The organism is Desulfuromonas sp. KJ2020 (assembly GCF_024197615.1).
Lineage (GTDB): Bacteria > Desulfobacterota > Desulfuromonadia > Desulfuromonadales > SZUA-540 > SZUA-540.
The window spans coordinates 724,411-736,935 of record NZ_JAKUKE010000001.1 but is presented as its reverse complement, the minus strand read 5'-3'; the positions used below and the strand labels follow the sequence as shown (position 1 = coordinate 736,935).

Sequence of the window (12,525 nt, the reverse complement as noted above, 5' to 3'; positions counted from 1 at the left end):
GAAAGTCCATGCTGCTTAAGCATTATTTTATCGAAAAGATCGCGCACAGTTCCTATCTGCTGGCCGGACAGAAGAACTGCGCCATTATCGATCCTCAGCGCGACGTCGATCTCTACCTCAAGGAAGCTCGTGCCCTGGGGGTGAAAATAACCCATATCCTGCAGACGCACCTGCATGCCGATTTCATCTCGGGGCATATGGATCTGGCCCAGAAGACGGGAGCAAAAATCTACGTGGCCCGTTCGGCCAACTGTACCTTCGATCACGTTCCCCTGGTGGAAGGGGACCGGGTGGAGCTGGAGGACATGCGTCTGGAGGTGCTGGAGACACCGGGACACACGCCGGAACATCTCAGTTATGTGGTGGTGGATACTTCCCGCGCCGACAGCCCCATCGGCGTCTTCGTCGGCGACACCCTTTTCGTCGGCGATGTCGGCCGGCCTGATCTCTTTCCGGACCAGGCCAAAGAACTGGCGGGCAAGCTCTATCACAGCCTGCACGATAAACTGCTGAAACTGCCAGACTATTGCGAGGTCTACCCCGCCCATGGGGCCGGCTCCCTGTGCGGGCGGGCCATGGGGGCCAAGTGGCGCAGCACCATCGGTTACGAACGCCGCTTCAATAACGCCCTGCAGATCGCCGACAAGGACGCCTTCATCCGCTCCCTCACTGAGGATATGCCGCCGGCGCCCGATCACTTCAGCCGCTGCAGCGACATCAACCGGCAAGGGCCGGCGCGCCTGGCCGAGCTGCCACGCCTGGAAGAGCTGGAGCCGGCCCGGTTCAGCGCCCGCCTGCAGGAGGACGACTACGAGGTTTTGGACGCCCGCAGCTATCACGCCTTCAGCAGCCAACATGTGCCGGGGGCCTGGCATCTCGACCTCAAGGGGAATTTCCCGACCTTTGCCGGCTGGGTGCTGCCGACGGACCGGGACATTCTGCTGGTGGCCGACGATTTTTCCAAGGCGAAAGAGGCCCTGGGCTGGGCCCGGCGCGTGGGGGTGGACCGCATCGTCGGGACCCTGGCCGGCAGCATGTCGGCCTGGGCTACCTCCGGCCTGAGTTCTACCTCCTTCCGGCAGGTTTCGGCCGAAGAACTGCATGAGCGCATGCAGGGGGACTCGAACTTTGTCCTTCTCGATGTGCGGGCCCCCCTCGAATTTGCCGACAGCCATATTGAGGGGGCCGTCAATATCCCGGTGGCCGAACTGCGGAGCCGCCACCAGGAGCTCGACCAGGACAAGGATATTTATGTGATCTGCAGCTCGGGAAACCGTTCCAGTCTGGGCGCCAGCATCCTGGCGAAAAACGGCTTCAGGCAGCTGTTCAACGTGGCGGGCGGCCTTACCGGCTACAGCGCCGCCGGATTTGTCAAGGAGTGCCGGGCCTGCGTCAATCCCCACGGTTCGCGTTTTTATTCCAGCGTGATCGATGGCAAGCAGGACTGGAACGAAGAGAATTGAGAGGAGGAGACCTTAATGGATTTTCTCATGGAAGTACGCTGGTCACCCTATACAGTCGGGATCGGTCTGGGGGTGTTGAGCTGGTTCAGTTTTCTGGTGTCAGGCAAGCCCCTCGCCTGTTCGACGACCTTTGCCCGCCTGGGCGGCCGCATCCTGCAGGCTCTTCAGGGCCAAGGGGTGGAAGATAGACCCTATTATCAGAAAATCGGCCTCGCGCTGGGCTGGCAGGGGCTGCTTGTGCTGGGGGTCGTGCTGGGCGCGTTCGTCTCGGCCCTGCTGTCGGGAGATTTTCACTGGCAGTGGGTGCCGACGCGTTGGGCTCTGGCTTTTGGTGACAGTCCCCTCCGGCGGGTGGTCGTTGCCCTGGTCGGTGGCATCTTTCTCGGTTTCGGGGCGCGCTGGGCCGGGGGCTGCACCAGCGGGCACGGCATCAGCGGCACCCTGCAGCTCGCCGTCTCCAGCTGGATATCGGCCATCTGCTTCTTTATCGGCGGTATTCTGGCGGCCTTCGGGCTCTTTGCACTGGCTGGATAGGGGGGAACATGACACGGAAGCAAGTACAGCAGCGGTCGCCCGCCTGGGGCCTGCTTATAGGGCTGATCTTCGGCTTTCTCCTGCACAAGGGAGGGGCCACCAAATACGACGTCATTCTCGGCCAGCTTCTGCTGGAGGATTTTACCGTCCTCAAGATCATGCTCAGTGCCGTGGTGACGGGCATGATCGGCATCTATTTCATGAAGGGGCGGGGGTGGGTCACCCTCTCGCCGAAGGCGGGCTCGTTGGGCATGAACATCCCTGGCGGTCTTCTCTTCGGGGTCGGGTTTGCCGTGCTCGGCTACTGCCCCGGTACCATCGCCGGCGCCATCGGCAACGGTTACCTCGATGCTCTGGTGGGCGGGCTGGCCGGTATCATCATCGGCACCGCGCTCTTTGCCGCCCTCTATCCGAGGCTGCAGAAAGGCATCCTGCAAAAAGGTGACTTTGGCGATCGGACCTTGCCGAAACTGCTCCGGGTCAATGACTGGGCCGTGGTGGCGCCGGTGTCCCTGCTTATCGTGCTGCTGCTGGCCTGGCTGGAAAGCGCCGGCCTCTAGCGGTGGATGACGCGATTACAGGGGCCAGACCCACAGCAGCATGGGGATACTGACGGCGACGACGAGGATTTCCATGGGCAGCCCCAGGCGCCAGTAGTCGCCAAAGCGGAAGCCGCCAGGGCCGAGAATCAGGGTGTTGTTCTGGTGGCCGATGGGGGTGAGAAAAGCGCAGGAGGCGCCGACGGCGACAGCCATGAGAAAAGCGTCGGGGCTGGCGTTCAGTTGCGTCGCGGTGCTGATGGACAGGGGGCACATGACGGCCGCTGTGGCGGCATTGTTCATGAAATCGGACAGGGTCATGGTCGTGATGAGGATCAGGGCCAGGGCGAGAACCGGTCGGCCCTGGGCCAGGTTCTGCAGAAGGCCCTTGGCCAGTAGGTCGGCGGTGCCGGTACTGGCCATGGCGCCGGCCACGGGGATAAGGGCGGCCAGCAGGACGATAACAGGCCAGTCAATGGCTTCGTAGAGCTTTTGCAGGGGAATAATCCGCTGAGTCATAATCACCAGGACTCCGGCCGCAAAAGCGATGGCGGCGGGGAGCAGGCCAAAGGCCGCGCCGCCGACCGCGGCCAGCATCGTCAGGGTGGCGACCAGGGCCTTGCGGCGATCCGGGATGCGGATGGAGCGCGCCGCCAGCGGTACGCAGGCGAACTCAGAGGCAAAGGCGGAGAGGGCTTCTGGTGAACCCTGCATGAGCAGCAGGTCGCCGGCCAGAATGCGCGTGACCCGCAGCCGTTTGATGGAGCGGCGACCCTGACGCGACAGGGCAAGCAGGTTCAGGCCGTAGCGGGTGCGCAGCTGCAGATCGGTCGCCGTGCGACTGATCAGCCGGGCGTTGGGCATGACCACCAGTTCCTGAATAACCGTTTCCTCGCTTTCGGGCCGATGCGGTTCCTTCTCCGTTTTATCGCCCGTTGTTGGCGTTGCCGCGGCCTGGACCTGGGCGGTCAGGGGCGCCTCGTCTGACGGGTCATCGTCCTCCTCTGCCCCTTTTTTCGAAGCGATGGCCTCCTCCAGTTCAAGATGCAGAGATGAGAGCAGGCCAGCCAGCGCTTCCGGGTCGGCCTCGATGACCAGAATGTCGCCGGCGTGCAGCAGTCGGCGCGGGTTGGGGGCGATCACCCGCATTTTGTGGCGCACCATGCCGACGATCTGGGCATCCGCCTCCTCCAGTTCGTGTTCCAGGTCGCGTAGCGGCCTGTCCACGATCTTGCTGTCTTCGCCGATGCGCACTTCTGTAAAGTAGGCGCCTGTTTCGAAGCCGCTGATCCCTTCCTGTTTGCGAAGGGGAACCAGGCGCCAGCCGAGCAGAACAATAAAAATGATGCCGGTCACGGCGACCGTCAGTCCTACCGGCGTGTAGTCGAACATGGAAAATCCATTCACCCCGTTGGTTTGGCGAAAGCTGGCGACGATCAGGTTCGGCGGCGTGCCGATCAGGGTGGTCATGCCTCCCAGAATGGTGCCAAAGGATAGGGGCATGAGGACTCTGCCGGGTGAAAGGCCTTTTTTGTCGGCAAGCTGAAAGGCGACCGGCATCAGCAGAGCCAGGGCGCCGACATTGTTCATGAAGGCAGAGAGAACGGCGCCGAGAGCGGTCAGGGCGGTAATGGTCATTATCGGTCCGGCGGAAGAGGGCAGGACTTTCTGCGCCAGAGCATCGACGGCACCGGTCATCTGCAAGCCCTGGCTCAACACCAGCACACACGCCACGGTGATGACGGCGGGATGCCCGAAGCCGAGAAAAGCCTCTCCGGCTGGCACCAGCCCGGCGATGACACAGGCCAGCAGAGCCCCCCCCGCCACGATATCGTGGCGCCAGCGTCCCCACAGAAAAAGCACGATAGTCACCAGCAAAATGGCAATGATCAGAATCTGATCGTGGGTCATCCGGTCACTCCCGCGAACAATGACGATTAAGTCGGGTCCGCTAAAATTCGAAGTCATGGAAATTCTAAAAATAGTACCGCAAGGCGGTTGGTTCACAATCACCTTGGGGCTAAATACTTAATCGTGGGAATGCGGTTATGGGAGAGTCGGTGTGTCCTGTGCCGGCTTCAAAAGAGAGTTTTAGCTTGCCTTGCCCGAAATAATCCGGATATGTTTATGTCTGCCCGCGCAAGCGATTTCTCATATACCCCTTCGTCAAGATAAGATGTTTCGTGCCGCTCGGCCAAGAAGCCTGTAAAAGGTGGGAGATTCCTTTGACTTTCTGGTTACTTTACCTGGCCACTGGCGCTTTCACGGGGGTTTTTGCCGGATTGCTGGGCGTGGGCGGCGGTCTGATCGTCGTGCCGCTGCTGACCTTTGTCTTCACCAGCCAGCAGATGCCGGAAGCTTATATTCTTCACCTTGCCCTCGGCACCTCCCTGGCCAGCATCATCCTGACCTCGATTTCCAGCTTTCGTGCGCATCACGCCCGCGGCGCGGTGCACTGGGGGGTGGTGCGCGGCATCTCCCTCGGCATCCTCACCGGCACCTTTTTCGGTTCCTGGGTGGCCGCCCAACTGAGCGGGCGGTTTCTCAGCGCCTTCTTCGTCGTCTTTCTCTATACTGTCTCCCTGCGCATGTTCTTCAATGTCCGTCCCAAGGCGTCCATGACCCTGCCGAAGCCCGCCGGTCTGTTTGCTGTCGGCAATGTCATCGGCGGCGTTTCCAGCCTGGTCGGCATCGGCGGTGGCAGTCTTTCCGTCCCTTTTCTCGTACGCTGTAACCTGCCGGTTCACACGGCTGTTGGCACCTCCGCCGCCATCGGCTTTCCCATCGCCGTAGCCGGCACCGCCGGCTATGTTCTCAACGGGCTGGCCGTTGCGGAGCTTCCGGCGGGCAGCCTCGGATTTGTCTATCTTCCCGCCCTGGCCGGCATCTGTCTGGCCAGTGTGCTGACGGCCCCTTTGGGGGTGCGACTGGCTCATAGCCTGCCGGTAGCGCGGCTCAAACGGATTTTCGCCCTATTCCTGATGGTTATGGGCACCCGTCTGCTGTTCAGTTTCTTCTAGCCCTCGCCCTGTGTCAATGCCTGCCGGTTTCCAGGCAACTTTGGTCATCGCCCGTAGGCGGCAGGGATGCTCGCGGGCTTTTTGCTTGCCAAGAAGACATTTCTGCGGATAAATTGACGTTTCATTGGCAACAACAGAACTGTGTTTTGAAGTTGTGAAGCCGGAACGAAGACGCCCTTTTCCGCTTGAGGAGCCATGGAAGTTCTCAGCCACCATGAAATAACGGCCCTGTTCCTCGCCCTGGGGCTGCTGCTGGCCACCGCCCGCCTGCTGGGGGAGACGGCCCGCCGCTTCAATCTGCCTTCCGTCCTCGGCGAGATCCTCGCCGGCATTCTGTGGGGGCCGACCATCTTCGGCGTCCTCGCCCCCGCCGCGCACCTGTTTCTTTTTCCCCGTACGGGTGGTGGCGCCGTCGCCTTCGATGCCCTGACGACCTTGGCCATCGTCCTTTTTTTGCTGGTCGCCGGCATGGAGGTCAATCTTTCCACTGTATGGCGTCAGGGGAAGGTGGCCCTTTGGGTGGCTCTGGCCGGGATGCTGCTTCCCTTTGCCCTCGGCTTTGCCGTGGCCTGGTGGCTGCCGGGGCTGGTGGGTTACCAACCGGGAGTCCATCGCCTGGCCTTCGCCCTCTTCATGGCCACAGCGCTTTCCATCTCGGCCCTGCCCATCATTGCCAAGATCCTGATGGATCTCAACATCTACCGAAGCGACCTGGGCGTGACGGTGGTGGCGGCGGCGGTTTTCAACGATCTGCTGGGCTGGCTCGTTTTTGCCGTGATTCTGGGTATGCTGGGGGCCAGCAGCGGCATGCCCCTGGCTCACACCCTCTGGCTCACTCTGGTCTTCACCGCCGCCATGCTCACGGTGGTTCCCTGGGTGATTCACCGTCTGCTCCCCTGGGTTCAGGCTCATGCCAGCTGGCCCGGCGGCGTGCTCGGTTTTGCCCTCTCCTTCGGGCTGCTGGCGGCGGCCTTCACCGAGTGGATCGGCATTCACGCCATCTTCGGCTCCTTTCTGGCCGGGGTGGCCCTTGGTCACTCCAGTCACCTGCGGGAGCGTACCCGGACCACCATCGACCAGTTTGTTTCCTTTATCTTCGCGCCCCTCTTTTTTGCCAGCATCGGCCTCAAGGTGAATTTTGCCGCCAATTTTGATCTGCTACTGACCATGACGGTTCTCAGCCTGGCCCTGAGCGGCAAGGTTATCGGCAGCGCTCTTGGCGGGCGACTGGGAGGGCTGTCCAAGCGCGATTCACTGGCGGTGGGTTTCGGCATGAGCGCGCAGGGAACTATGGGGATAATCCTTGGCGTGCTGGCTCTGCAGTATGGTCTGATCAGCGAGCAGGTTTTCGTCTCCCTGGTGGTGATGGCCCTGATCACCTCGCTAGTGAGCGGGCCCATGCTGCAGGGGATTCTACGCCTCAAAAAACCTCGGCACTTTACCGATTTCCTGATCTCACGGACCTTTCTCTGCCCCCTTTCCTGCCATACCCACGCCGAGGCGATCGCGTCATTGGCCCAGGCGGCCGCCGAAGCCTATGACCTGGACAGCGAGGCCATTTGCGAGGCGGTCATGGCCCGGGAGCGCCTGATGCCGACCGGCATCGGCAATGGCTTGGCCGTGCCCCACGCAAGGCTCCCAGATTTGAAAGTGCCGGTGGTGGCCGTGGGGCTGCCGGCGGTCGGCATCGATTTCGATGCCCCGGACGACACGGCGGCCAATATCATTTTCCTCATTCTGACCCCGACGGTGGATAATGGTGCGCAGCTCGAGATTCTTTCCGACATTGCCACCACCTTCAAGTCGAGGGAGGTGCGGGAAAAGGCTGGTGGCGTCACGGGATTCACCGAATTTCTCGCGCTGGTGCGCAGCAGCCAGGGGCACTGAGCCCAAAAGGCACCTGCTATTCCTTAAACGACAAAAGCTCCGGTCATGGCCGGAGCTTTTGTCGTTTGAACGGGAGAGATTGGTCGCGGGAATCAGAAGAGCAGCACCGGGCAGCGTACATGGTGCAGAACGTAGTTGGCGACCGAGCCGAACAGAATGTCCCGAACTTCGCCCTGCCGCCGCCGTCCCAGGACGACCAGGGCAATGTTTTCCTCGTTGGCGAGGCGCGTGACCACTTCCCTCGGCGAACCCATTTCCAAACGGGTTTCGGCCTGGAACCCGGCTTCAAGGAAGCGCGGGAGCTGTTTCTGCAGGAGCTGCTCACCGGCTCTGCGGGCGTTTTCGCGGATCATTTCGACCTGAAAGTCGGGAATCATCCGATAGGCGAACTTGTCGACATCCAGAACATGCAGCAGCACCAGGGGCAGCGGGAAACGGTCCCTGTCGGCCAGAATCGCCTGCATGGTCTTTTCGGAGGTGGCTGAACCGTCTATGGGAACGAGAATTCTGGGCTCCATATCCAATCCTTGCAAAGGGTAAGGGGTGTCAGCTGCCGTAACCGTAGATCAGTCGCGGCAGCAGCAGGACGAGGTCGGGCCAATAGGTGAACACGAGCAGCAGCGCGATCTGGATGAGCAGAAAAGGCATGACGGCACGGCTGACGTAGAGCAGGCCCCGGTCCACCACGGCACCGGATATGTACAGACTGACTCCCAGCGGGGGAGTACAGTAGCCGATACCTAGGTTGATGGTCATGAGCAGACCGAAGTGGAGGCTGTCGACGCCAAATTTAGCCAGCAGGGGAAGAAAGATCGGGGTCAGGATCAGGGTCGCCGAGATGATGTCCATGAACATGCCGATCACCAGCAGCAGAATGTTGACGGCCAGCAGAAAGACCAGAGGGGACTCGATATTGGCGACAACGGCGTTGGCGATGCGGTCGGGAATCTGTTCGAAGGTCAAGTACTCGCCGAAGACCGAAGCGCCGGCGACAATAATGAGCAGGGTTGCCGAGGTGACCGCCGAGGAGACCACGACCTTCTTGACGTCGCGGATCTTCATGTCCCGGTGGATAGCGATCTCCACAAAAAAGGCGTAGAAGCAGGCGACGACGGCCGCTTCGTTGGCCGTGAACAGGCCCGAGTAGATGCCGCCAAAAATCAGCACGGGCAGCAGCAGAGCCCAGATGCTTTCTTTGAGTACCGCCACGAGGTCACGGAAGCTCGGCTTAGGCTGAGTGGCCAGTCCCTTATTTTTGCAGAAAATATAGGCGTAGAGGGACATGGCGGCCATGATGAGCAGGCCCGGAATAAACCCGGTGAGAAAGAGCGCTTCCACCGAGTCGTTAGTGACCATGGCGTAGAGGATCATGGCGATGGAAGGCGGGATGATGACGCCCAGGATGGGGGCGGTGGTCATGACGCCGACACTGAACTTCTCGTCATAGCCGTTCTGGACAAGGGCAGGAATCATGAAACCGCCGATGGCGACCACCGTGGCCACGGTGGAACCGGAGATGGCGCCGAAAAAGCCGCAGGCGAGAATACCGGCCATGGCCAGACCGCCGGGCAGGAAGCCGACCACCACGTTGGCGGTTTTGATGAGCTTCTGCACGATGCTGCCGGTGGTCATGATATTGCCGCACAGGACAAAAAAGAGCACCACAATGAGCGCGAACTTGTCCATGCTGCGGTAGAGCACCTCGACCACGATCTGCGGGTCAATGCCGACCAGAAAGGTCAGCCCGACGAGTCCGGTGAAAAAGAGCGCCATAAAGACGGGGACTGTCGTGGCCAGAGCGCCGATGAGAATAGCGAGGATGAGCAGGTGATTGGCTTCCATGAGAGTAATCCTGGTTCAGAGCCGCAAAAAATGAATCGACTAGTCTTTGAGGGGGCCGCGCCAGTCCTCGACCATGACGACAAGCGTCCGCACAAACATCATGAAACCGATAACGGGCAGGACGGCATAAAAGTACCACTCGGGAATCTGGAGAGTCGCCGTGCGGGCGTATTCATCCAGATAGACCTGCCTGGTGAGCTGATAGCCAAGCCACATCATAATGGCGCCGAAGAGCAGAACCATCAGGTGACTGAACAGGGTCAGGGGCTTGCGCAGCACAGGCATGAGCTGAGGCAGCGCATCGATGCGGATGAGGGACCGTCGACGAATGGCGGCACTGCAGCCGACATAGGTGGAAAAGAAAATAACCTTGCGTACCACCTCGTCGGACCAGTAGAGGTTGATGCTGGTGGTCTTGCGCAGGATGACGTTGGCCATGGCAGCGGTCAGGGCGATTGCCACCGTCAGAAAAAGGGACCAGTCTTCCACGAAAGCGAAGGTCCGATCGATGACCCGGAAGGTTTTTTTGATCATGGCTCACATTTCAAGGGATAAGAGCCCGGTTCGCGGTTCCGGCCGTCCGCCACGTTTGGCACAGGATGCTGGCTGAACCGATGTTTCGGGCGGTAAAAAGCAGTAAATGGGGGCAGGATAGCGGAGGAAGGGGGCAAAATCAAGGAATTTGCAGGGCCCCGACATAGGTCAGGGCCCTGCCGTGAGCCGATCAGGGACCGAGGGTGGAGCGCACTTTCTGCAGGTAGTCAGGGCCGATTTTCGCACCCCAGGACTGATAGACGGGCGCAGCCATTTCGATCAGGCGGGCCCGGTCGTCGGCCGATAGGGCGTAAAACTCAACGCCCTTGGCCTTGGCGTCGGCCACCTGCTCGTCATGCTGGATTCTGGTGCGGTCGCGCGAGGCGGCGCTCTCCTCCTCAATGACGTCGATGAGAACGGTCTGCAGGTCTTTCGGCAGCTTGTCAAACCAGCGCTTGTTCATCAGGTGCACGAAAAGTCCCTGGGCGTAGTCAACCTGGGTAAAGTATTTGGCTACGTCGAACTTTTTGGTGATGTTGCACACAATCGGCGTGTGGTCCAGGCCATTGATGACGCCGGTCTGCAGGGCCTGGGGAACGTCAGGCCAGGGCATGACGGTAAATTTGAGCCCCCAGCTCTTATAGATATCGGTATTCACCGGCGCCTGGGCAATGCGGAAATTGACCTTTTTGGCGTCTTCCAGATTGCGCACGGGGGTGGTGGTGGCCCAACCGTAGGTGCCGTAGCCGGTAATGTCGACGACCATGATGCCGCTGTTCAGGGCGCTCTGCTTGAACTCGCCGAAGAGTTCTTCGGACTGACGGAACCGATCGAGCTTGTCAAAGCTGTCGACGACGTAGGGCAGGTTGACGATGCCGAGTTTGTCGGCAACGTTGGCGGCGGCCACGGATGAGGAGAGCATCCCCTGGATAGCGCCCATTTTCAGTTTGCTGATGACATCTTTCTCGCCGCCGAGCTGGGAGAGGGGGCGAAAGTCCACATAAAGACGGCCGCCGCTGCGCTCCCAGACCTTGTCGCGAATGCGGTAGCCAACCCCGACGCCTTCGATGGCGGGGTGCGACACGTTGGAGAGGATATAGGTGAACTCGGCCCCTTTCGGATCAAAGGCGGGCTTCCAGGCGGCCAGGGGATCATTGGGGTCTGCGGCCAGGGCAGCTCCCCCCCAGGCCAGGACGACGAGGGTCAATAAGATCGAAATGGACTTTTTCATAAAAACTCCTGTGGCGGTAAAAGGGACATGCATCAGCCTGAAATGAAAAATCATGCTATTACAAACCCTGTTTTAAAGCAAAGAAATTTTGGATGAAAAGTTCGTAAAAACAGTAGGTTTGAAGGTATGGAAACTTTTTTGGGGAGGTGAAACGTAAAAATGAGCCCCCGGACGGCAAAAAGGGTCTTCCTGCCACCCGGGGGCTTGTCAGAAGGGATGAACGTGCGCTATTGAGCCAGCGTCTCGCGCACTTTTTTCAGATAATCGACACCGATCTTTTCGCCCCATTTCTGGTAAACGGGTTCGCTCTGTTCAATGAGCTGCTGGCGGTCGGCTTGAGACAGGGTAATAAATTCGACGCCCTGCTCCTTGGCGGCGTCAATCTGCTCATCCTGCTGTTTCATGGTCAGCGCACGGGCCTTGGCGCTCTCTTCGGCAATGACTTCCAGCATGATCGTTTGCAGGTCGACGGGGAGGGTTTCGAACCACTTCTTGTTCATGAGGTGGATGTACAGACCCTGGGCATAGTCGAGACGCGTAAAGTATTTGGCCACATCGAACTTGTGAGTAATATTGCAGACGATGGGGGTGTGGTCAAGGCCGGTAATGACGCCCGTCTGCAGAGCCTGCGGCACATCGGGCCAGGGCATGACGGTAAACTTGAGGCCCCAGGCCTTGTAGCTGTCAGCGTTGACCGGGGCCTGGGCCACCCGAAAATTGGTGTTTTTGGCATCGGCCAGCGTGCGGACCGGAGTGGTGGTAGCCCAACCGTAGGTGCCGTAGCCGGTGAAATCAACCACCTTGACCCCCTGGGCCTCGGCGCTCTGGCTGAAGGGGCCGAAGAGTTCGGGCTCGTTGCGGAAGCGTTCCAGTTTGTCGAAGCTGTCGATGACAAAGGGCAGATTCACGATGCCGAGCGTTCCCGCCACATTGACAGCGGCCACCGAGGAACAGAGCATCCCTTGCACGGCCCCCATTTTCAGCTTGCTGATGACATCCTTCTCACCGCCCATTTGGGCGAAGGGGCGAAAGTCCACATAGATCTGGCCGTTGCTGCGTTCCCAGAGGCGATCCCGAATGTGATAGCCGACGGCAATGCCCTCGATGGCCGGATGGTCCACGTTGGAAAGGATATAGGTGTATTTGGCTCCGCTGGGATCGAACTTCGGCTTCCACTGGTCCAGCAGTTCCTGCTGACTGGCGGCGGCCAGGGTGCCGGTCAGGCAGAGAAAGAGCAGAACAAGAGGCAGGATCAGTCGCACATGGTCTTTCATAGAAACCCCCTTTTCATGGTCGGACACTGCAGCAACAAACAGCCATGGTCAAGAAGACTAAAGCCTAACCTGGGGGTGGTCAAGAAAAAACCGACAGAAAAACCGACGGGCCTAAGGGGAGATAGCCCGCTTGAAGTAAGTAGAAAGTTGGATATTTTTAAAAGTATACGATTCATGAGGCGCGGGCCTTGACTAATGATT

The 12,525-nt window shown here is 59.9% G+C and carries 11 protein-coding genes; 5 read left to right on the top strand and 6 right to left on the bottom strand.

Annotated elements, in window-relative coordinates; genetic code table 11:
• The first annotated feature begins 8 nt into the window (after window positions 1–8).
• Genes MJO47_RS03360 through MJO47_RS03350 form a run of 3 tightly spaced genes read left to right on the top strand, consistent with a single transcriptional unit; the run spans window position 9 to window position 2,557 of the window.
• Window positions 9–1,463, top strand: coding sequence for a rhodanese-like domain-containing protein (locus MJO47_RS03360; protein WP_253959704.1), 1,455 nt, complete (start codon window positions 9–11; stop codon window positions 1,461–1,463).
• Between the two features lie 15 nt (window positions 1,464–1,478).
• The gene (locus tag MJO47_RS03355) at window positions 1,479–1,997 is read left to right on the top strand and encodes a YeeE/YedE thiosulfate transporter family protein (RefSeq protein WP_253959703.1); all 519 of its coding nucleotides are present in this window, start codon (window positions 1,479–1,481) and stop codon (window positions 1,995–1,997) included.
• Between the two features lie 8 nt (window positions 1,998–2,005).
• Window positions 2,006–2,557 carry a YeeE/YedE thiosulfate transporter family protein gene (locus tag MJO47_RS03350; RefSeq protein WP_253959702.1) on the top strand — a complete coding sequence of 184 codons (552 nt, stop codon included), beginning with the start codon at window positions 2,006–2,008 and terminating at the stop codon, window positions 2,555–2,557.
• A 15-nt stretch (window positions 2,558–2,572) separates the two neighbouring features.
• On the opposite strand, the gene MJO47_RS03345 is transcribed toward MJO47_RS03350, so the two are convergent.
• The gene (locus MJO47_RS03345) at window positions 2,573–4,447 is read right to left on the bottom strand and encodes an SLC13 family permease (RefSeq protein WP_253959701.1); all 1,875 of its coding nucleotides are present in this window, start codon (window positions 4,445–4,447) and stop codon (window positions 2,573–2,575) included.
• Between the two features lie 314 nt (window positions 4,448–4,761).
• Between MJO47_RS03345 and MJO47_RS03340 the strand changes: the two genes are divergently transcribed.
• Window positions 4,762–5,556, top strand: a complete 795-nt coding sequence (locus tag MJO47_RS03340; RefSeq protein WP_253959700.1) for a sulfite exporter TauE/SafE family protein — start codon at window positions 4,762–4,764, stop codon at window positions 5,554–5,556.
• Between the two features lie 195 nt (window positions 5,557–5,751).
• Complete coding sequence (locus tag MJO47_RS03335) at window positions 5,752–7,443, top strand: cation:proton antiporter (protein WP_253959699.1); 1,692 nt, start codon at window positions 5,752–5,754, stop codon at window positions 7,441–7,443.
• A 92-nt stretch (window positions 7,444–7,535) separates the two neighbouring features.
• On the opposite strand, the gene MJO47_RS03330 is transcribed toward MJO47_RS03335, so the two are convergent.
• From MJO47_RS03330 to MJO47_RS03310, 5 genes are all read right to left on the bottom strand, one after another.
• Window positions 7,536–7,961, bottom strand: coding sequence for a universal stress protein (locus MJO47_RS03330; protein ID WP_253959698.1), 426 nt, complete (start codon window positions 7,959–7,961; stop codon window positions 7,536–7,538).
• 28 nt (window positions 7,962–7,989) lie between these two features.
• A complete protein-coding gene (locus MJO47_RS03325; protein WP_253959697.1) occupies window positions 7,990–9,285 on the bottom strand; it encodes a TRAP transporter large permease in 1,296 nt (431 codons plus the stop codon).
• Window positions 9,286–9,324: 39 nt separating this feature from the next.
• The gene (locus MJO47_RS03320; RefSeq protein ID WP_253959696.1) at window positions 9,325–9,819 is read right to left on the bottom strand and encodes a TRAP transporter small permease; all 495 of its coding nucleotides are present in this window, start codon (window positions 9,817–9,819) and stop codon (window positions 9,325–9,327) included.
• A gap of 190 nt (window positions 9,820–10,009) precedes the next feature.
• Entirely contained in the window at window positions 10,010–11,050 is a 1,041-nt protein-coding gene (locus MJO47_RS03315) for a TRAP transporter substrate-binding protein (RefSeq protein WP_253959695.1), read from the bottom strand.
• 227 nt (window positions 11,051–11,277) lie between these two features.
• Window positions 11,278–12,324: a TRAP transporter substrate-binding protein gene (locus tag MJO47_RS03310; protein ID WP_253959694.1), complete on the bottom strand. Its 1,047-nt coding sequence runs from the start codon at window positions 12,322–12,324 to the stop codon at window positions 11,278–11,280.
• Between the last annotated feature and the right edge of the window lie 201 nt (window positions 12,325–12,525).

Bases quoted from the DNA above. Each gene is read 5' to 3' on its own strand.
- MJO47_RS03330 (WP_253959698.1), bottom strand. From the start codon at position 7,961: ATGGAGCCCAGAATTCTCGTTCCCATAGACGGTTCAGCCACCTCCGAA.
- MJO47_RS03335 (WP_253959699.1), top strand. From the start codon at position 5,752: ATGGAAGTTCTCAGCCACCATGAAATAACGGCCCTGTTCCTCGCCCTG.
- MJO47_RS03350 (WP_253959702.1), top strand. From the start codon at position 2,006: ATGACACGGAAGCAAGTACAGCAGCGGTCGCCCGCCTGGGGCCTGCTT.
- MJO47_RS03345 (WP_253959701.1), bottom strand. From the start codon at position 4,447: ATGACCCACGATCAGATTCTGATCATTGCCATTTTGCTGGTGACTATC.
- MJO47_RS03310 (WP_253959694.1), bottom strand. From the start codon at position 12,324: ATGAAAGACCATGTGCGACTGATCCTGCCTCTTGTTCTGCTCTTTCTC.
- MJO47_RS03320 (WP_253959696.1), bottom strand. From the start codon at position 9,819: ATGATCAAAAAAACCTTCCGGGTCATCGATCGGACCTTCGCTTTCGTG.
- MJO47_RS03360 (WP_253959704.1), top strand. From the start codon at position 9: ATGCTGCTTAAGCATTATTTTATCGAAAAGATCGCGCACAGTTCCTAT.
- MJO47_RS03315 (WP_253959695.1), bottom strand. From the start codon at position 11,050: ATGAAAAAGTCCATTTCGATCTTATTGACCCTCGTCGTCCTGGCCTGG.
- MJO47_RS03325 (WP_253959697.1), bottom strand. From the start codon at position 9,285: ATGGAAGCCAATCACCTGCTCATCCTCGCTATTCTCATCGGCGCTCTG.
- MJO47_RS03355 (WP_253959703.1), top strand. From the start codon at position 1,479: ATGGATTTTCTCATGGAAGTACGCTGGTCACCCTATACAGTCGGGATC.